General features: G+C 61.7%; 16 protein-coding genes. 3 read left to right on the plus strand and 13 right to left on the minus strand.

What is annotated here, in order from left to right:
- Positions 1-48: 48 nt before the first annotated feature.
- The 3 genes from ubiB to ubiE are packed head-to-tail and all read right to left on the minus strand — an operon-like array spanning position 49 to position 3,043.
- Entirely contained in the window at positions 49-1,653 is a 1,605-nt protein-coding gene (gene ubiB / locus NE357_RS01910) for a ubiquinone biosynthesis regulatory protein kinase UbiB (protein ID WP_169428492.1), read from the minus strand.
- Positions 1,650-2,273, minus strand: coding sequence for a ubiquinone biosynthesis accessory factor UbiJ (locus tag NE357_RS01915; protein ID WP_169428493.1), 624 nt, complete (start codon positions 2,271-2,273; stop codon positions 1,650-1,652). Before NE357_RS01915 ends, ubiB begins: the two co-directional genes overlap by 4 nt.
- A complete protein-coding gene (gene ubiE, locus NE357_RS01920) occupies positions 2,273-3,043 on the minus strand; it encodes a bifunctional demethylmenaquinone methyltransferase/2-methoxy-6-polyprenyl-1,4-benzoquinol methylase UbiE (protein WP_007961779.1) in 771 nt (256 codons plus the stop codon). The genes NE357_RS01915 and ubiE overlap by 1 nt, the downstream gene beginning before the upstream one ends.
- Positions 3,044-3,208: 165 nt before the next feature.
- On the opposite strand from ubiE, the gene NE357_RS01925 reads away from it, so the two are divergent.
- From NE357_RS01925 to NE357_RS01935, 3 genes are all read left to right on the plus strand, one after another.
- Entirely contained in the window at positions 3,209-3,484 is a 276-nt protein-coding gene (locus tag NE357_RS01925; RefSeq protein WP_119429545.1) for a polyhydroxyalkanoic acid system family protein, read from the plus strand.
- Positions 3,485-3,663: 179 nt separating this feature from the next.
- Positions 3,664-4,086, plus strand: a complete 423-nt coding sequence (locus NE357_RS01930; protein WP_039772451.1) for a phasin family protein — start codon at positions 3,664-3,666, stop codon at positions 4,084-4,086.
- Between the two features lie 10 nt (positions 4,087-4,096).
- On the plus strand, positions 4,097-4,963 hold the full coding sequence (locus NE357_RS01935) for a phasin family protein (RefSeq protein WP_169428494.1): 867 nt from the start codon (positions 4,097-4,099) through the stop codon (positions 4,961-4,963).
- Between the two features lie 70 nt (positions 4,964-5,033).
- Here NE357_RS01935 and NE357_RS01940 read toward each other — a convergent pair whose 3' ends face one another.
- From NE357_RS01940 to NE357_RS01985, 10 genes are all read right to left on the minus strand, one after another.
- Positions 5,034-5,654: a TetR/AcrR family transcriptional regulator gene (locus NE357_RS01940; RefSeq protein ID WP_065259453.1), complete on the minus strand. Its 621-nt coding sequence runs from the start codon at positions 5,652-5,654 to the stop codon at positions 5,034-5,036.
- A gap of 28 nt (positions 5,655-5,682) precedes the next feature.
- Positions 5,683-7,365 carry a class II poly(R)-hydroxyalkanoic acid synthase gene (phaC, locus tag NE357_RS01945; RefSeq protein WP_169428495.1) on the minus strand — a complete coding sequence of 561 codons (1,683 nt, stop codon included), beginning with the start codon at positions 7,363-7,365 and terminating at the stop codon, positions 5,683-5,685.
- A gap of 150 nt (positions 7,366-7,515) precedes the next feature.
- Entirely contained in the window at positions 7,516-8,370 is an 855-nt protein-coding gene (gene phaZ, locus NE357_RS01950) for a poly(3-hydroxyalkanoate) depolymerase (RefSeq protein ID WP_169428496.1), read from the minus strand.
- Positions 8,371-8,525: 155 nt separating this feature from the next.
- The gene (gene phaC, locus NE357_RS01955) at positions 8,526-10,205 is read right to left on the minus strand and encodes a class II poly(R)-hydroxyalkanoic acid synthase (protein ID WP_169428497.1); all 1,680 of its coding nucleotides are present in this window, start codon (positions 10,203-10,205) and stop codon (positions 8,526-8,528) included.
- A 257-nt stretch (positions 10,206-10,462) separates the two neighbouring features.
- Complete coding sequence (locus tag NE357_RS01960) at positions 10,463-10,840, minus strand: gamma-butyrobetaine hydroxylase-like domain-containing protein (protein ID WP_085711048.1); 378 nt, start codon at positions 10,838-10,840, stop codon at positions 10,463-10,465.
- 76 nt (positions 10,841-10,916) lie between these two features.
- Positions 10,917-12,254: an ATP-dependent protease ATPase subunit HslU gene (gene hslU, locus NE357_RS01965; RefSeq protein WP_169428498.1), complete on the minus strand. Its 1,338-nt coding sequence runs from the start codon at positions 12,252-12,254 to the stop codon at positions 10,917-10,919.
- Positions 12,255-12,303: 49 nt separating this feature from the next.
- Complete coding sequence (hslV, locus tag NE357_RS01970) at positions 12,304-12,840, minus strand: ATP-dependent protease subunit HslV (RefSeq protein ID WP_003220875.1); 537 nt, start codon at positions 12,838-12,840, stop codon at positions 12,304-12,306.
- Between the two features lie 259 nt (positions 12,841-13,099).
- Positions 13,100-13,816, minus strand: coding sequence for an SPOR domain-containing protein (locus tag NE357_RS01975; RefSeq protein ID WP_085732564.1), 717 nt, complete (start codon positions 13,814-13,816; stop codon positions 13,100-13,102).
- A 1-nt stretch (position 13,817) separates the two neighbouring features.
- Positions 13,818-15,554: an arginine--tRNA ligase gene (gene argS / locus NE357_RS01980; protein WP_169428499.1), complete on the minus strand. Its 1,737-nt coding sequence runs from the start codon at positions 15,552-15,554 to the stop codon at positions 13,818-13,820.
- A 142-nt stretch (positions 15,555-15,696) separates the two neighbouring features.
- Positions 15,697-17,916, minus strand: a complete 2,220-nt coding sequence (locus tag NE357_RS01985) for a primosomal protein N' (protein WP_169428500.1) — start codon at positions 17,914-17,916, stop codon at positions 15,697-15,699.
- Between the last annotated feature and the right edge of the window lie 112 nt (positions 17,917-18,028).

The following is an 18,028-nucleotide window of genomic DNA, read 5'->3' on the forward strand; positions in this document are numbered from 1 at the left end:
AGTCGGGTTCAGGCGTTGAAACAGTGTGCCAGTCGATCACGCAACTGGCTATCGGCGAACGACCAGATACAAGCCGACTGCTACCATTATCCCGGCGGGCCAATGCCCCAGCTCATGCAGCGGGCCACCGGCGGCGAGGATCGTGCCGCCCGCCAGATGCGCGCTGCCAAGCAGGCGCAGGAACCAGTCGTCCTTGCGTTTCTGCCACGGGGGCGGCGGGTCGTTGGCGTGCGGTTGGGACATGCGTTCGAGCAAATCGCGGGCCATGTTGGCCAGGTGCGGCAGTTGTTCGAACTGGCTCTGCACGTTGCCGATCAAGGCTTTCGGGCTGACGCGTTCGCGCATCCAGCGCTCGAGGAACGGCTGCGCGGTGTTCCACAGATCCAGGTCCGGGTACAGCTGACGGCCCAGGCCTTCGATGTTCAGCAGGGTCTTTTGCAGCAGGACGAGTTGCGGCTGCACTTCCATGTTGAAGCGACGCGCAGTCTGGAACAGGCGCATCAGCACCTGGCCAAATGAAATATCTTTTAACGGTTTTTCGAAGATCGGTTCGCACACGGTACGGATCGCTGCTTCGAATTCGTTGAGCTTGGTTTCCGCCGGCACCCAGCCCGAGTCGATGTGCAATTGCGCCACACGGCGGTAGTCGCGCTTGAAGAAAGCGAACAGGTTGCGCGCCAGATAGTCCTGGTCTTCCGGGGTCAGGCTGCCGACGATGCCGCAGTCGATCGCGATGTACTGAGGGCTCCACGGATTGACGGTGCTGACGAAGATGTTGCCCGGGTGCATGTCGGCGTGAAAGAAACTGTCGCGGAACACCTGGGTGAAGAAGATCTCCACGCCGCGTTCGGCGAGCATCTTCATGTCGGTGCGCTGGTCGGCGAGGGTCGCCAGATCCGTCACCTGAATCCCGTAGATGCGCTCCATCACCAGCACTTTCGGCCGGCACCAGTCCCAATAGACTTGCGGTACGTAGAGCAGTGGCGAGCCTTCGAAGTTGCGCTTCAACTGGCTGGCGTTGGCCGCTTCGCGCAACAGGTCGAGTTCGTCGTAGATGGTCTTTTCGTAGTCGCTGACCACGTCCACCGGGTGCAGCAGTCGGGCGTCGGCGGAGACCTTTTCGGCAGCGCGGGCGAGAATGAACAGCCACGCCAGATCCTGCGCGATGATCGGTTTCAGGCCCGGGCGGATCACCTTGACCACCACTTCTTCGCCGGTCTTCAGTTGCGCGGCATGCACTTGCGCCACCGAGGCCGAGGCCAGCGGTTCGACGTCGAAGCGGCTGAACACTTCGCTGATCTTCTTGCCCAGCTGTTCTTCGATCAATTTGACCGACAGCTGCGAATCGAACGGCGGCACGCGGTCCTGCAACAGCATCAGCTCATCGGCGATGTCTTCCGGCAGCAAGTCGCGGCGGGTCGAGAGGATCTGCCCGAACTTGATGAAGATCGGCCCCAGGTCCTGCAAGGCCAGGCGCAGGCGTGCGCCACGGCTCAGGTCCAGCGGCTTGCGCGGGAACCAGCGCCACGGCAGGACGTAGCGCAGCGCCAGCAGGAACCACGGCAAAGGCAGATCGAACAGCAGGTCATCGAGGCGGTAGCGGATCACGACGCGCTGGATGCGCAACAGACGGCGGACGGCGAGCAGCTTCATGCGTTATCGCTTGGGTCGAGGGATCGGGAAAGGCGCTCGAAGCGCGCCTCGAGACGTTCCAGATCGAGTTTGATCCGGTCCAGTTCGCTGAAACGGGCTTCGGCTTCGCGCTGCCCGACGAGGGTGCGCGATTCTTCGGCCAGGTATTCGGCGAGGTTCTGGTTGAGGCTGGCAAATCCTTGTTGATACCAGCGGGCGCGGCTGCGCAGGTGACCGCCGACCAGTTGCGTGGCGACCGGGCCGATCCAGCGTGAGAGTTCGTACTCCCAGTCCAGCTCAAGATCCTGCAGCACACCCGCCAGTTCCAGCAGCACGCCGCTGTCGCCGTCGAGCTCGACCTCCGGGGCGTGCAGCACCGCCGTCTTGTCTTTGCTCACGGCCAGTTTGATCAGGCTCGAGGCCGGCGCACGCAGGGTGCAGTCGACGCCGGTTTCCCAGTGGGACGCCAGCATCAGGCCTTCATCGCTCGGCAGGATAAACAATTGCAGCGCCGGGCTGCGGCAATCCACGGCAATCACTTTGCCGGTCAAATGCGCCAGTCGCGGCAGCGCCGTGCTGTCGAGACGCAGCACGCGGTTAAGGCCGAGTTCGACGCTGGCCAGCAGCCCGGTCAGCAGCATCAGGGCTTGATGCCACGGTGCAGGGCAACGATGCCTGCGGTCATGTTGTGATAGGTCACGCGATCGAAACCGGCGTCGACCATCATCGACTTCAGGGTTTCCTGATTCGGGTGCATGCGGATCGATTCGGCCAGGTAGCGATAGCTTTCCGAGTCATTGGTGATCAGCTTGCCCATCAGCGGCATGAAGGCGAACGAGTAGGCGTCGTAGGCCTTGGACATCAGGGCGTTGGTCGGCTTGGAGAATTCCAGCACCAGCAGACGGCCGCCCGGCTTGAGTACGCGCAGCATCGAGCGCAGGGCGTCTTCCTTGTGCGTCACGTTGCGCAGGCCGAAGGCGATGGTCACGCAGTCGAAGTGATTGTCCGGGAACGGCAGCTTTTCGGCGTCCGCCTGAACGAACTCGACGTTGCCCGACACACCCAGGTCCAGCAGGCGGTCGCGACCGACCTTGAGCATGGATTCGTTGATGTCCGCCAGCACCACCTGACCGGTCGGGCCGACCAGGTGCGAGAATTTCTTGGTCAGGTCACCCGTACCGCCGGCGATGTCCAGCACGCGGTTGCCGGCGCGCACGCCCGACAGTTCGATCGCGAAACGCTTCCACAGACGGTGCATGCCGCCCGACAGAAGGTCGTTCATCAGGTCATACTTGGCGGCCACGGAGTGGAACACCTCAGCGACTTTTTCCGCTTTCTGGCTTTCCGGAACGTTTTTGAAGCCGAAGTGAGTGGTGGGTTCGGCATCGCTGCCTTTGCGCTGATCAGTCATATCGCTGTCACCAAAAGAGAATGCGCGACATTCTAATCCCCAAGCCATGCTTTGTCTTGGAATGGCTAAAGGTAAGATGGGCAACCTTCAGGACGATTTGCCGCAGTGGCGGTCAAGATTCGTTGCAGGCATTCATAGCCCCATTCAAAAAGCAGGAGTCATTCAATGGCCCATATCAGTGTTGAGCGTGCCCACAGCCTGGGCAAGGAAGCGGCCCGCGAGAAAGCCGACAAACTGGCGCAGAAACTCTCCGATCAATATGGCCTGGAGCCGCAATGGGCGGGTGACACCCTGAACCTCAAGCGTTCGGGTGTGAAGGGCGCAGTACATGTGGCCGAGGATTCGATCCGGGTTGACGTGGAACTGGGCCTGATGATGTCGGCCATGAGCGGCATGATCAAAGCCGAGATCGAAAAGGCGCTGGATAAAGCGCTGGTCTGATTTCTGCCTGAAATGAAATCCCCCTGTGGGAGCAAGCCCGCTCCCACATTTGTTTTGTGGTGTGCCCAGCTGTTTATGTCAGTTGTTAGGGTGCCGTTTCTAATTTTTCTCCCTACTTTGTGCCTGAGCCCGACACTCGTCAGGGCAGTTCCTCAAACCTTCTGCGCGTGAGGTGCACCATGGCCAAAGTCATTTTGAAGAAAAAAATCGACGCTTCGACTTCCGCTCTGAGCGACGTCAAATCCTATGCCCGCAAGATCTGGCTGGCAGGCCTGGGTGCCTACACCAAGGTCGGTCAGGAGGGCAGCGAGTACTTTCAGGAGTTGATCAAGGCTGGTCAAACTGTTGAAAAGAAAGGCAAAAAAGCCGTCACCGAAAAACTCGAAGCGGCCAACGCCGAGATCGATGAAGCCAAGAGCGAAGTCAGCTCTTTCAAAGGCCGGGTCGAAGTTCAGCTCGACAAGGTCGAGAAGGCGTTCGACACGCGTGTCGCCAGTGCCTTGAATCGTATCGGCATTCCGTCTAAACATGACGTTGAGACACTCTCTGCTAAGCTCGATGAGCTGACGGCATTGCTCGAACGCGTCGCGCGTAAATCTTAAGGAGAACGGGATGGCTGGTAAAAAGAACACCGATAAAGAAGGCAGCTCGTGGATCGGAAAAGTCGAAGACTATTCCCGCAAGATCTGGCTGGCTGGTTTAGGCGTGTACTCGAAGATCGACACTGACGGCAGCAAGCTCTTCGATACATTGGTCAAAGACGGCGAGAAAGCCGAGAAGCTCACCAAGGCTGCAGTCGGCAAGAAAGTCGATGCTGCCAAGGATTCTGCAAGCTCGGCAAAATCGCGCATCAGCGGCGTGAAAGATCGCGCACTGGGCACCTGGGATCAGCTGGAAGGGGCTTTCGACAAGCGCCTGAACAGTGCGATTTCGCGCCTGGGCGTACCGAGCCGCAACGAGGTGAAGGATCTGCACAAGAAGGTCGATACCCTGACCAAGCAGATCGAAAAACTCACCGGCCTGAAAGCTCAGCCTGTCGCGGCGAAAACCGCAGCAGCCAAGCCTGCGGCCAAAACCGCTGCCAAGCCACTGGCTAAAGCCGCCGCCAAACCGGCAGCAAAACCAGCAGCCAAAACCGCAGCCGCCAAGCCTGCAGCGAAGGCCGCGGCCAAACCGGTTGCCGCCAAGGCCGCCGCCAAGCCGGCAACAAAATCAGCTGCCAAACCTGCGGCCAAGCCAGCAGCGAAAACCGCTGCCGCCAAACCCGCTGCCAAGCCTGCCGCCAAACCGGCTGCGGCGAAAAAACCAGCAGTGAAAAAACCGGCCGCACCGAAAGCCGCTGCGCCGAAAGCTGCTGCTCCAAAACCGGTGACCACACCGCAAGCACTGGCCAGCACGTCGAACTCCGCCTCGGCTCCAACCCCGGCGCCAGCTTCGACTGTTGCACCGACGCCGTCGACGCCGACCAGTCAGTCCTGATTTTTCAGGGCTCAAGAAAACGCCCGGCCTGTGAAGGTCGGGCGTTTTTGTTTGGGTAAAAGCCGTCGGGTTACTCGTGATCTTCGAGATACTGCAAAGCCATCCGCTCCGTCGCCACCTTCACCGGCGGCAACAAATGCGGCGCCACCAGCATCATGATCTGGTACACCACCAGCCGCACTTCCCCTTCGCGATCGAGAATCCGCTGATAGTCCAGCGAGAACAGCAAGGTCATGGTGATCTGTTCCACCAGCTGCCCCAGCGCCTGGGTATCGCTGACCAACTGCCCCGAGGCCTTCAACCGTGCCAGCAGTGACGCCAGCGTACGCTTGAGCACGTTGAGGAACTGGCGAATGCCCTTGGCCAGTTTCGGCAGGCGTCCGGCCAGGTTCGACAGGTCCTGGAACAGGAACCGGTACTGCGCCAGCCGCTCGACGATCAAATGCAGGAACAGCCAGTAATCCTCCGGTGCCAGTTCGACATCGGCGGGTGGGTCGAGCAGTGGCGCCAGTTCGTTCTGGAAGCGCTCGAACAGCCCGAGGATCAGCGGTTCCTTGCCGTGAAAGTGATAGTAGAGGTTGCCGGGGCTGATCCCCATTTCATTGGCAACTTCCATGGTGGAGACGTTCGGCTCGCCCTTTTCATTGAACAACTGCAGGGCACATTCGAGGATCCGTTCGCTTGTTTTCATCCAGTCTTCTTAAAGGGATTGAGGCCGGTCAGCGCACGCGCACGTAGGTGCCGGGTGCTGCCTCCATCGGTGGATAATTGGCGTTGCCCAGAGACATCTGGGTTTCGCGCAGGGTGCCGGAACGCTGCTGGACCCATTCCAGCCATTGCGGCCACCAACTGCCGTCGACCTTTTTCGCGTCGTAGTACCAGGCGCGCGGGTCGCTGCTCAGCTTGCCGTTCTCGACGTAAGTGGCTTTGGGGTTGCTCGGCGGGTTGAGAATGCTCTGTACGTGGCCGCTGTTGGACAGTACGAAGCGTCGCTCGCCGCCCAGCAGCAGGGTCGAGCGATACACCGCGTCCCATGGCGTGATGTGGTCGTTCATGCCGGCCACGCTGAAACTGTCGACCGTGACTTTCTGCAGGTCGATCGGTGTGCCGCAGACTTCCAGGCCTCCCGAATGAATCAGCGGGTTGTGCTTGAAGAAGTCCAGCAGGTCGCCATGAAACGCGGCTGGCAGGCGGGTGCTGTCGTTGTTCCAGTAGAGGATGTCGAACGCCGGCGGCTCCTTGCCCAGCAGGTAGTTGTTGACGAAGTAGCTCCAGATCAGATCGTTGGGCCGCATCCAGGCGAACACCCTGGCCATGTCGCGACCGTCCAGCACGCCTTTCTGATAGGAACGGCGCTTGGCCGCTTCGAGGGTCTGTTCGTCGGCGAACAGCGTCGCCGGGGAGTCGATCTGACTGTCGAGCAGGCTCACCAGATAGGTCGCGCTGGAGACCCGCCGCAACTGCCGCTTGGCCTGCAAGTGCCCTTGCAGTGCGGCGATGGTCAGCCCGCCGGCGCAGGCTCCCATCAGGTTGACCTCCCGAGCGCCGGTAATCGCCCGGCAGACGTTCATCGCTTCCTCCACGGCCTCGACGTAGGTCGAAAGGCCCCATTCGCGATGGCGCACGTCCGGGTTGCGCCAACTGATCATGAAGGTCTGCAAGCTGTTCTTCAGGGCGTACTGGACGAAACTGTTGTTCGGGCTCAGATCGAAAATGTAGTACTTGTTGATTTGCGGCGGCACCACCAGCAGCGGTTTCGAATACTGCTTTTCGCTCATTGGCTTGTACTGGATCAGCTCGAGCAGTTCGTTGCGAAACACCACCGAGCCGGTGGTGGTGGCAACGGTCTTGCCGATCTCGAAGGCCTGTTTGGTCACCTGGCGCGGCAGGCCGTCGTTGTGCAGCAGGTCATCGAGCAGATGGCTCAGGCCGCGCACCAGGCTGTGGCCGCCGGAGTTGAACAGCTCCTTGATCGCCAGCGGATTGAGCAGCGTGTTGGAGGGCGCCACGGCGTCGTTGATCAGGGAAAAAGCGAAGTGCGCACGGGCGCGATCGTCGTCGCTCATGCTGCTTTCGTCGATCCAGCTCCTGACCTGTTTCTGCCAGCTCAGATAGGCCTGCAGGCCCCGGCGGTAGAACGGATTGAGGCTCCAGGCCGGGTCGGCGAAACGGCTGTCATTGGGGTTGGTCGGGTGCAGGGTTTCACCCAGCAGCACGCGTCCGAGCGCACCGCCGAGTTTCAATGCGTGTTTCGCACTGTGGATCGGGTTGCGCAGGCCATGGGCGGCGACGCTGCGCAACGTCGAAATCAGATCGCGGCCACGCAGGCCGGTCATTGCACTCTGTGCATTGATGAACACGGCAGGACTGGGCACTCCGCCCGTCGCTGGTTTGTCGCGCATGACTCAACACTCCTTCGTCTTCAGGTCAAAAACAAACACACCGAACCAGAACACCATAGACGCTGTTGTGGGTTGTTGCCTGCGCGGCGTCCTGCCACGCACTTGCAAAGCGCTCTGCAAGGAGCTGTCCAGAAAACCGGATCGGGCCGGTTATCCGCCCAGCGGTGTCGGGTGGGGGTGCATCACGGCACGAAGACGTTCCTCCTGCAGGAATTTCATGATGATCGGCGCCACGGCTTCGGCCCGGGTGATCAGGAACAGATGCCCGTCATCGATGATGTGCAATTGCGCGTTGGGAATTCGCCAGGCGAGCAGGCGCATGTTGATCAGCGGGATCAGCGGATCGTCATCACCGGCCAGCACCAGGGTCGGCTGATGGATCTTGTGCAGCCAGTGAATGCTGGTCCAGCCCAGGCCCGCGAACAGTTGCCAGTAGTATCCGAGCTTGCCCGCCGAACGCACCTTGGCCGCGTGACTGGCGGCGAGCGTCGGGTCGCGTCGGAACGAGCCACCGTAAATCATCGGGGCGATGCGGATCACATGGGACGGCTGGATGTAGCGGCGTGGGCTGGCCATCATCCATAGCACCTTAGGCTTGCCCGGCACCATCACCGCACCCGCCGCCGTGGCGGCCAGTACCAGCTTCTTGCAGCGCTCGGGATAGTCATGGGCGAACTGCTGCGCCAGCGCGCCACCCCAGGACACGCCGATCACATTGACCTGGCCGTAGTCGAGGTAATCGAGCATCCGTGCCGTCAGCTTCGCCAGCCCCGGAAAGCGATACGGCCGGCTCGGCGTCGAAGAACCCCCGACACCGGGCACATCGAAGGCGATCACTTCCAGGTCCGGATCCAGCGCCGCGACAAAAGGAAACACCAGCTCCAGGTTGGCGCCGATGCCGTTGAAAATCAGCAAGGGCGTCAAGTGTGGCTTGCCGGGGCGGACCGCCGTGCGGATGGTCTGGCCATCCAGCTCGACAGTTCGAAAGATGAACGGGTGCGGCATGCTTCAAGGCCCTATGGGTCGATCTCAGTATCAGCCTCGATCCCCTGTGGGAGCGAGCCTGCTCGCGATAGCGGTGTGTCAGTCAGCACATTGTTACGGCTGCCGACGCCATCGCGAGCAGGCTCGCTCCCACATTGTGGGGTGAGGTGTGTCGGTTACCGCTCGTGTACGTAAGTGCCCGGCGAGGCTTCACCTGCCGGATACGCCTTGTTGCCCAGTTTGGTCGGCGCCTTTTTCAGCTCGCCCGAACGCGCGGCCTGCCACGCCTGCCAGTACAGCCACCAGGAGTCGGCGTGCTTGGTCGAGTTTTCCTGCCAGTCATCGGCATTGGCGGTCATTTCATCGCTGGTCATGTAGCGTGATTTCGGGTTGCCCGGCGGGTTCAGGATGCTCTGGATATGCCCGCTGCTGGACAGCACGAATTCCACCTTGCCGCCAAACAGCTGCGCCGACTTGTAGCAGGACTTCCACGGGGTGATGTGGTCGTTGGTGCCGGCCAGCGAGAAGATGTCGGCGGTCACCTGCTTGAGGTCGATCGGCGTGCCGCACACTTCCAGTGCATTGGGGCGAATCAGTGGGTTGTTTTTGAACATCTCGATCAGGTCGCCGTGGAACGCGGCCGGCAGTCGAGTCGTATCGTTGTTCCAGAACAGGATGTCGAACACTGGCGGCTCGTTGCCGAGCAGGTAGTTGTTGACCCAGTAGTTCCAGATCAGGTCGTTGGGGCGCATCCAGGCGAAGACCTTGGCCATGTCTTTGCCTTCCAGCACGCCGGCCTGATACGAATGACGCTTGGCCATCTCCAGGGTCTGCTCGTCGACGAACAGCGCGACGTCGCTGTCCAGCGTTGTATCGAGCACGCTGACCAGCAGGGTCAGGGCATTGACCTTGTTTTCACCGGTGGCGGCGTAGTGGCCGAGCAGGGCGGTGCAGGTGATGCCGCCGGAGCAGGCGCCGAGCATGTTGACGTCCTTGCTGCCGGTGATCGCGGTGACCACGTCGACCGCTTCCTTCAGGGCTTCGATGTAGGTCGAGAGGCCCCACTCGCGCTGTTCCTTGGTCGGGTTGCGCCAGCTGACGATGAAGGTCTGCACATTGTTGCGCAGGCAGAAGCGCGCCAGGCTCTTGTCCGGGCTCAGGTCGAATACATAGAACTTGTTGATCTGCGGCGGCACCACCAGCAGCGGGCGCTCGTGCACTTGCTCGGTGATCGGCTTGTACTGGATCAGCTCCAGCACGTCGTTGCGAAACACCACCGCGCCTTCGGTCACGCCCAGGCTCTTGCCGACCTCGAACGCGCCCATGTTGACCTGGCTCGGCATGCCGCCGTTGTGCACCAGATCCTTGGCCAGATGCGAGAGGCCGTCGAGCAGGCTCTTGCCGCCGGTCTCGAAGAAGCGTTTGACCGCCGCGGGGTTGGCCGCCGTGTTGGTCGGCGCCATGGCTTCGGTCATCAGGTTGATCACGAAGTGGCCGCGCGCAATGTCCTTGGGCGAGAGGCTGCTGTCGTCGATCCAGGCATGGAGTTCCTTGCGCCATGCCAGGTAGGTTTGCAGGTAACGTTTGTACAGCGGGTTCTGACTCCACGCCGGATCGACGAAGCGACGGTCATCGCTGGCCGGTTGCAGTTCTGATTTGCCGAACAACACGTTCTTCAATTCGAGACCGAAATGGGTGACGTGCTTGACGCTATGGATCGGTTGTTTGATGGCCTGGGTCAGCACCATTCGAGCAGAGGCCAGCAGATCCTTTCCGCGAAGCCCAACGACAGGATTCAGCCCCAGGGTGTTTTCCGAGGCCTGGTACTTCAAATCATCGTTATTCTTGTTACTCATCTACGACGCTCCATTGTCCTGAGACGAGTACCCGGTTTCTGCTGTGCAGTTCCACAGCCAATGCCAGGTACTACTGCTCGGGTGACCGTTGATTCTGCATAGCTGCTTTACAGTCGTAGAGCACTGCAGGGAACTTGCCAGTTCCATTGGTTACCCGAGATTGATTTTTTTCGCAAGCAGCCGATCCCGGGCCGCTTTAGCGGAGCATTCAAACAGATGAATCTAGAAAATGCCCTCTAAACAGTACGAGGCGCGGACTAGAGCATCAGCTTGACGACAGACTCGTCCGGGTCGCGGGTTTTGCCGGCGGCTTTGAGCTCGGCCAGATAATCCGCCCAGAGTGCGTCATAACGTCGCCCCAGTTCGTAGAGGTAATCCCAGGTGAACAGGCCGCTGTCGTGACCGTCGTCGAAGGTCAGTTTCAGTGCGTACTGACCGGCCGGTTCTACCTTGGTCAGGCCGACGTGCAGCTTGCCGAATTGCAGGATCGGTTTGCCGTGGCCCTGGACCTCGGCGGAGGGGGAATGCACACGCAGGAATTCGGCGGGCAGGGTGTATTCCTCGCCGGACGCGTATTTGAGCGACAGGGTTTTCGAGGCTTTGTGCAGTTTGATGTCGGTAGGGAGTTGGGTCATCGCCGGCGTTCCGTCAGGTGGAAAAAATTGTGGGAGCCGATGGCTCCCACAGTTTCACGACCACTGTAAGTATGGCTTACAGGATATAACGGGACAGGTCTTCGTTCTGCGCCAATTCGCCCAGGTGGCTGTTGACGTACTCGGCGTCGATCAGGATCGCCTTGTCGTCGTGGGCGCTGGCCAGATCGCCGGCACTGAACGACACCTCTTCCAGCAGGCGCTCGAGCAACGTGTGCAGGCGACGGGCACCGATGTTCTCGGTCTTCTCGTTGACCTGCCAGGCGATCTCCGCCAGACGCTTGATGCCTTCAGGCTGGAACTGGATGTTCAGGCCTTCGGTCTTCAGCAGCGCGCAGTATTGCTCGGTGAGCGAGGCATGCGGTTCGCTGAGGATGCGCTCGAAGTCTTCCGGGCTCAGGGCCTTGAGTTCGACGCGGATCGGCAGACGGCCTTGCAGCTCCGGCACCAGATCGCTCGGCTTGCTCAGATGGAACGCGCCGGAGGCGATGAACAGGATGTGGTCGGTCTTGACCATGCCCAGCTTGGTGTTGACGGTGCAGCCCTCGATCAGCGGCAGCAGGTCGCGTTGCACGCCTTCACGGGACACATCGGCGCCGCCGACATTGCCGCGTTTGGCGACCTTGTCGATTTCGTCGATGAACACGATGCCGTGCTGCTCGACCGCTTCCAGGGCCTTGGCCTTCAACTCTTCTTCGTTGACCAGGCGACCGGCTTCTTCATCGCGCACCAGCTTCAGCGCTTCCTTGACCTTGAGCTTGCGGGACTTCTTCTTGCCCTTGCCCATGTTGGCGAACAGGGACTGAAGCTGGTTGGTCATCTCTTCCATGCCCGGCGGCGTGGCGATCTCGATGCCGGCCATTTCGGCGACTTCGATCTCGATTTCCTTGTCGTCCAGCTGACCTTCGCGCAGGCGCTTGCGGAACAGCTGGCGGGTATTGGAATCCTGGGTCGGCGCTTCTTCGTTGCTGAAACCCATGCGTGCCGGTGGCAGCAGGGCGTCGAGGATGCGGTCCTCGGCGGCGTCTTCGGCACGGTGGCGAACGCGGGTCATTTCCTGCTCGCGCAGCATCTTGATCGCGGCATCGGCCAGATCACGGATGATCGATTCGACGTCGCGGCCGACGTAGCCGACTTCGGTGAACTTGGTCGCTTCGACCTTGATGAACGGCGCATTGGCCAGCTTGGCCAGGCGACGGGCGATCTCGGTTTTACCGACACCGGTCGGACCGATCATCAGGATGTTCTTCGGGGTCACTTCAACGCGCAGCTCTTCAGGCAGCTGCATGCGACGCCAGCGGTTGCGCAGGGCAATCGCGACGGCGCGCTTGGCATCGTCCTGGCCGATGATATGGCGGTTGAGTTCGTGGACGATTTCGCGGGGAGTCATGGACATAATAATTGACGGTCCTCAAGCAGAAACAAGCCGTGGCACAGGGGCCGTATCAGGCTTCTTCAGCGAGATCCTGCTCCTCAATGGTCTGAGTGTGGTTGGTGAATACGCAGATGTCGGCAGCGATGCCCAGTGCGGTTTCGACGATTTCACGGGCCGACAGGTCGGTCTTTTTCAATAGCGCGCTGGCTGCAGCCTGGGCGTAACCGCCACCGGAACCCATGGCGATCAGGCCATTCTCGGGTTCGACCACGTCACCATTGCCGGTGATGATCAGTGAAGCGTCCTTGTTGGCGACCGCGAGCATCGCTTCGAGGCGGCTCAGGGAGCGGTCGGTGCGCCATTCTTTGGCGAGTTCGACGGCGGCGCGGATCAGATGGCCCTGATGTTTCTCGAGCTGGCCTTCGAAACGTTCGAACAGGGTGAAGGCGTCGGCGGTGGCACCGGCGAAACCGGCGATGACCTGACCGTGGTACAGGCGACGAACTTTCTTCGCGTTGCCTTTCATCACGGTGTTGCCGAGAGAAACCTGGCCGTCGCCGCCCATGACGACTTTGCCGTGGCGGCGGACTGAAACGATGGTGGTCAAGGGAAGAGTCTCCACACTGCGGGGCGAAAATGCCTTATGCCCATTCATATGGGGGTGGTGGAGAGGATTTCAACTGCGGGGAGGGAGAGGGGACGAGCGGTGGTTTGCGCGGGGTCGTTCTCACGCAAAGCAACGTGATCGCTCCCACGCTCCGCGCGGGAATGCCTCAATGGACGCTCCGCGTCCCTGCGGCAAGGGACGCGGAGCGTCCCGGGCTGCATTCCCCACGCAGAGCGTGGGAACGATCGGTGGGGAGTTGTTAGCGGCTCTGGCGTTGTTGTAACAACAGGTTGCTGAAACCTGCGCCCGCCAGTTGTTTCTGGGCGGTGGTCAGTTGTTCGCGGTTGCTGAACGGGCCGACCAGTACGCGATACCAGGTTTCATCCTTCACCGTCCCGGATTCAACCGCTACCGCCTGGCCGAGCAGAATGATCTGCGCGCGCACCTTGTCGGCATCGGCCTCTTTGCGGAACGAGCCGGCCTGGAGGAAGAACTTGGTCACCGGCGCAGCCTTGGTCACCGGTGGCGCTGGCGGCGGGGTGATCCCGGCCAGTGCAGCCTGCGCCCGCGCCGTGTCGATCTTCGCCGCTTCCGCCGGGGTCACCGGCGTGGTCGGGATCGCCGGCACCTGTGGCGTCGGCAGGGTTTTCTCCGGCACCGCATCAGGCGGCACGATCACTTCCGATTCCGGCAGCAGGGTGTAGAAGTCGTACTTCGGCTTCACCGGTTGCGTCGGGCTCGGCGGGGTCTTGTTGGCCTCGGCTATCTTGGTGGCCTTCTGTTGTTGCTGTTGTTCGACCTTCTCGCGCTTGACCGTGTCGCTGCCCTTGCCCGGCTCCAGTTTCATCAGGAACACGATGAACGCGCCGACCGTCAGGCCGATGGCCATCCACAGCCAACCCGGAATCGGTTGCTTCGCAGGAGCTTGGTAACGGCTGGCGCCACGCTTGGGTGCAGGTTTTTTCTTGGCAGCCAACTTACATACGCTCCAGGGTTTCCAGGCCGAGCAGTTCCAGGCCTTGCTTGAGGGTACGGCCGGTCAGCGCGGCAAGGCGCAGACGGCTTTGCATTTGTGCCGGGGTCTCGGCGGCGAGGATCGGGCAGTTCTCGTAGAAGCTGGAGAACAGGCCGGCCACGTCGTACAGGTAGGTGCACAGGGTGTGTGGCGTGCCCTTTTCCGCAACGTTGTTCAGCACTTCACCGAACTGCGCCAGTTTGGCCGCCAGTTCCTGTTCGTGCGCCGCTTCGAGGACGATCTGGCCGTCAACTTCGCTGAAATCCTTGCCCAGTTTGCGGAACACACCAGCCACACGAGTGTAGGCGTACAGCAGGTACGGCGCGGTGTTGCCTTCGAAGTTGAGCATCAGGTCGAAGTTGAAGCTGTAGTCGCTGGTGCGGTGCTTCGACAGGTCGGCGTATTTCACCGCGCCGATGCCCACGACTTTGGCGATGTTGCGCAGTTCGTCTTCCGCCAGTTCCGGATTCTTGTCTTTCACCAGGGTGTAAGCGCGTTCCTGAGCTTCAGTCAGCAGATCGATCAGCTTCACGGTGCCTCCGTCACGGGTCTTGAACGGACGGCCGTCGGCGCCGTTCATGGTGCCGAAGCCCATGTGTTCCATTTCCATCGGATGGGTCACGAAGCCGGCCTTGCGCGCCACGGCGAACACTTGCTGGAAGTGCAGGGCCTGACGCTGGTCGACGAAGTACAGCGCACGGTCGGCCTTCAGCTTGCCGCTGCGGTAGCGCACGGCCGCCAGGTCGGTGGTGGCGTACAGGTAGCCGCCGTCAGCCTTGACGATGATCACCGGCAGCGGCTCGCCTTCGGCGTTCTTGAATTCGTCGAGGAACACGCACTGGGCGCCGTTGCTTTCGACCAGCATGCCGGCGGCTTTCAGGTCGTTGACCACGTTGATCAGGTCGTCGTTGTAGGCGCTTTCGCCCATCACGTCGGCCATGGTCAGTTTGACGTTGAGCAGTTCGTAGATCTTCTGGCAGTGCGACAGCGAGATGTCCTTGAACTTGGTCCACAGTGCCAGACACTCGGCATCGCCGGCCTGCAGCTTGACCACCAGGCCACGGGCGCGGTCGGCGAATTCCGCTGACTCGTCGAAGCGTTGCTTGGCGGCGCGGTAGAAGTTTTCCAGGTCCGACAGCTCGTCGCTGGTGATCGGGTTTTCCTGCAGATAAGCCATCAGCATGCCGAACTGGGTGCCCCAGTCGCCGACGTGGTTCTGACGGATGACGGTGTCGCCGAGGAATTCGAGTACCCGCGCCACGCCGTCGCCAATGATGGTCGAGCGCAAGTGGCCGACGTGCATCTCTTTGGCCAGGTTCGGTGCCGACAGGTCGACCACGGTGCGTTGCGCCGGACCGGCCTTGCGCACGCCAACGTGATCGTCGGCCAGGGCGGCGTCGAGGCGCGAGGCCAGTGCTTGAGTGTTCTGGAAGAAGTTGATGAAACCGGGACCGGCGATTTCGGCCTTGGTGACGTTTTCGTCAGCCGGCAGGGCGGCGATGATTTTTTCCGCCAGATCACGCGGTTTCATGCCGGCAGGCTTGGCCAGCATCATCGCGATGTTGCTGGCGAAGTCGCCGTGGGTCTTGTCCCGGGCGTTTTCCACCTGGATCGCCGGCGTCAGGCCTTCAGGCAACACACCTTCGTTGACGAGTTGGGTGAGGGCTTGTTGGATCAGCTGGCGAATGGTGTCTTTCATGGTCTTCTCTTTCGACCGCAAGCGCGGCGGCGCATCGATGCGCGGGTGGAAAAACTGGGCATTATCCGTTGCGAAGACGGGCTTGCCAACCTTAGCAGGCAGGATGTGGATGTGTGGTGACAATTCGGCCGGTTTTGCCCGGTCAGTACAGATCCACCGGGTCGACATCCAGCGACCAGCGCACCGCCCGGCCGCTCGGCATCTGTTCCAGCGCCAGCAGCCAGCTCGCCAGCAATCGGTGCAGCGGCGCCCGGGCCGTGGCCTGCAACAGCAGCTGCGCGCGGAAGCGTCCGGCCCGGCGTTCCATCGGCGCCGGCACGGGGCCCAGCAATTCGATTCCGCTCAGGTTCTGTTCGGCCAGCAAACGCTCGGCCTCGCTGCAGGCTTCATCGAGAAAGCCTTCGGCCTGTCCCGGCTTGTGCGCTTCGGCGCGCAGCAGGGCGAGGTGGGCGAACGGCGGCAGGCCGGCGGCGCGGCGTTCGCTAAGGGCCTGCTCGGCGAAGGCGAAGTAACCCTGCTCGGTCAACTGCACCAATAAAGGATGGTCGGCCAGATGCGTCTGGATGATCACCTTGCCCGGTTCTTCCGCCCGCCCGGCACGGCCGGCGACCTGCACGATCAATTGCGCCATGCGCTCGCTGGCGCGGAAGTCGCCGGAAAACAGCCCGCCGTCGGCGTCGAGGATCGACACCAGGGTGACCCGGGGGAAGTGGTGACCCTTGGCCAACATCTGGGTGCCGACCAGAATGCATGGCTGGCCTTTCTGGATCGTGGCGAACAACTGGTTCATCGCGTCCTTGCGCGAGGTGCTGTCACGGTCGACGCGTAGCACCGGATAGTCCGGGAACAGAATCGCCAGCCGTTCCTCGGCCCGCTCGGTGCCGGCGCCCACCGGCCGCAGATCGACCTTGTTGCACTTCGGGCACTGGCGCGGCACGCGCTCGACGTAACCGCAGTGGTGGCAGCGCAGTTCGCCGTAACGCTGGTGCACGGTCATCCGCGCATCGCAACGCTGGCACTCGGACATCCAGCCGCAATCGTGACACAGCAGGGTCGGGGCAAACCCCCGGCGGTTGAGGAATACCAGCACCTGCTGGCCGGCGGCGAGGGTCTGGCCGATGGCTTGCTGCATCGGCCCGGAAATGCCGCTGTCCAGCGGACGGCTTTTCACATCCAGGCGCAGGAATCGTGGTTGCTTGGCACCGCCGGCCCGTTCGTTCAGGCGCAGGAGCCCGTAACGACCGGTGTAGGCGTTGTGCAGGCTTTCCAGCGATGGCGTCGCTGAGCCGAGCACGATCGGGATGTTTTCCTGCCGCGCCCGCACCAGCGCCAGATCCCGCGCGTGGTAACGCAGGCCCTCCTGCTGTTTATAAGAGCCGTCGTGTTCTTCGTCGATGATGATCAGCCCCGGATTTTTCATCGGGGTGAACAGCGCTGAACGAGTGCCGATAATAATGTCGGCCTCACCGTCACGGGCGGCGAGCCAGGCATCCAGACGATCACGATCGTTGACCGCCGAGTGCAGCAGGGCGATGCGCGCATTGAAACGTTGTTCGAAACGGGCGAGGGTCTGCGGGCCGAGGTTGATCTCCGGAATCAGCACCAGCGCCTGCTTGCCGGCCTCGAGGGTTTCGCGGATCAACTGCAAATAGACTTCGGTCTTGCCGCTGCCAGTGACCCCGGCGAGCAGGAACGCGTGATAACTGTCGAAACCGGCGCGAATCGCCTCGTACGCGGCGCGCTGTTCGCTGTTGAGCGGCAGCTCGGGCTGGGCCAGCCAGTGTTCATGGCGCGCGCCGGGAGCGTGGCGGCGCACTTCGACCTGCACCAGATTCTTGGCCAGCAGCAGGTCGAGGCTGTCCTTGCTCAGCATCAGTTTGCTCAGCAACTGATGGGCGACGCCGTGAGGGTGCTGGGCCAAAGTTGCCAAGGCTTCACGCTGGCGCGGGGCGCGGGCGATGCGCGGGTCATCGAGGCTGGCGCCGGGGGCGGCGGACCAGAAGCGTTCCTGGCGGGCCTCGGCCAGTTCGCCCTGACGCAACAGCACCGGCAACGCCCAGCTCAGAGTGTCGCCGAGGCTGTGCTGATAATACTGAGCCGTCCACAGGCACAGCTTGAACAGCGCCGGCGGCAGCGGTGCGGTGGCATCGAGCAGGGCCAGCGCCGGTTTGAGTTTTTCCACCGGCACTTCGCTGGTGTCAGTGACTTCCACCAGAATCCCGATCATCTCCCTCCGGCCAAACGGCACCCGCAGGCGCATGCCCGGTTGCAACTGCGAACGCAGCACGCCGGCCGGGGCCCGGTAGTCGAACAGGCGGCGCAGGGGCGAAGGCAGGGCGAGGCGCAGAATGGCGTCGGGCACGCGGGGGATTCTCTGTGAGCGGGCAGTAAGAAAGGCTGAGCGCGAACCCTGTGGGAGCGGGCTTGCCCGCGAAAGCGTCCTGACAGTCGATGAAGATGCCGACTTTATGCGA

Source organism: Pseudomonas sp. G7(2022) (genome assembly GCF_052660475.1).

What these genes read in the sequence shown, in the direction of transcription:
- NE357_RS01960 (WP_085711048.1), bottom strand. Translation starts at nt 10,840, where the DNA reads ATGACCCAACTCCCTACCGACATCAAACTGCACAAAGCCTCGAAAACC.
- NE357_RS01915 (WP_169428493.1), bottom strand. Translation starts at nt 2,273, where the DNA reads ATGCTGCTGACCGGGCTGCTGGCCAGCGTCGAACTCGGCCTTAACCGC.
- ubiE (WP_007961779.1), bottom strand. Translation starts at nt 3,043, where the DNA reads ATGACTGATCAGCGCAAAGGCAGCGATGCCGAACCCACCACTCACTTC.
- phaC (WP_169428495.1), bottom strand. Translation starts at nt 7,365, where the DNA reads ATGCGCGACAAACCAGCGACGGGCGGAGTGCCCAGTCCTGCCGTGTTC.
- NE357_RS01925 (WP_119429545.1), top strand. Translation starts at nt 3,209, where the DNA reads ATGGCCCATATCAGTGTTGAGCGTGCCCACAGCCTGGGCAAGGAAGCG.
- hslU (WP_169428498.1), bottom strand. Translation starts at nt 12,254, where the DNA reads ATGTCCATGACTCCCCGCGAAATCGTCCACGAACTCAACCGCCATATC.
- argS (WP_169428499.1), bottom strand. Translation starts at nt 15,554, where the DNA reads ATGAAAGACACCATTCGCCAGCTGATCCAACAAGCCCTCACCCAACTC.
- phaZ (WP_169428496.1), bottom strand. Translation starts at nt 8,370, where the DNA reads ATGCCGCACCCGTTCATCTTTCGAACTGTCGAGCTGGATGGCCAGACC.
- phaC (WP_169428497.1), bottom strand. Translation starts at nt 10,205, where the DNA reads ATGAGTAACAAGAATAACGATGATTTGAAGTACCAGGCCTCGGAAAAC.
- NE357_RS01930 (WP_039772451.1), top strand. Translation starts at nt 3,664, where the DNA reads ATGGCCAAAGTCATTTTGAAGAAAAAAATCGACGCTTCGACTTCCGCT.
- ubiB (WP_169428492.1), bottom strand. Translation starts at nt 1,653, where the DNA reads ATGAAGCTGCTCGCCGTCCGCCGTCTGTTGCGCATCCAGCGCGTCGTG.
- NE357_RS01940 (WP_065259453.1), bottom strand. Translation starts at nt 5,654, where the DNA reads ATGAAAACAAGCGAACGGATCCTCGAATGTGCCCTGCAGTTGTTCAAT.
- NE357_RS01935 (WP_169428494.1), top strand. Translation starts at nt 4,097, where the DNA reads ATGGCTGGTAAAAAGAACACCGATAAAGAAGGCAGCTCGTGGATCGGA.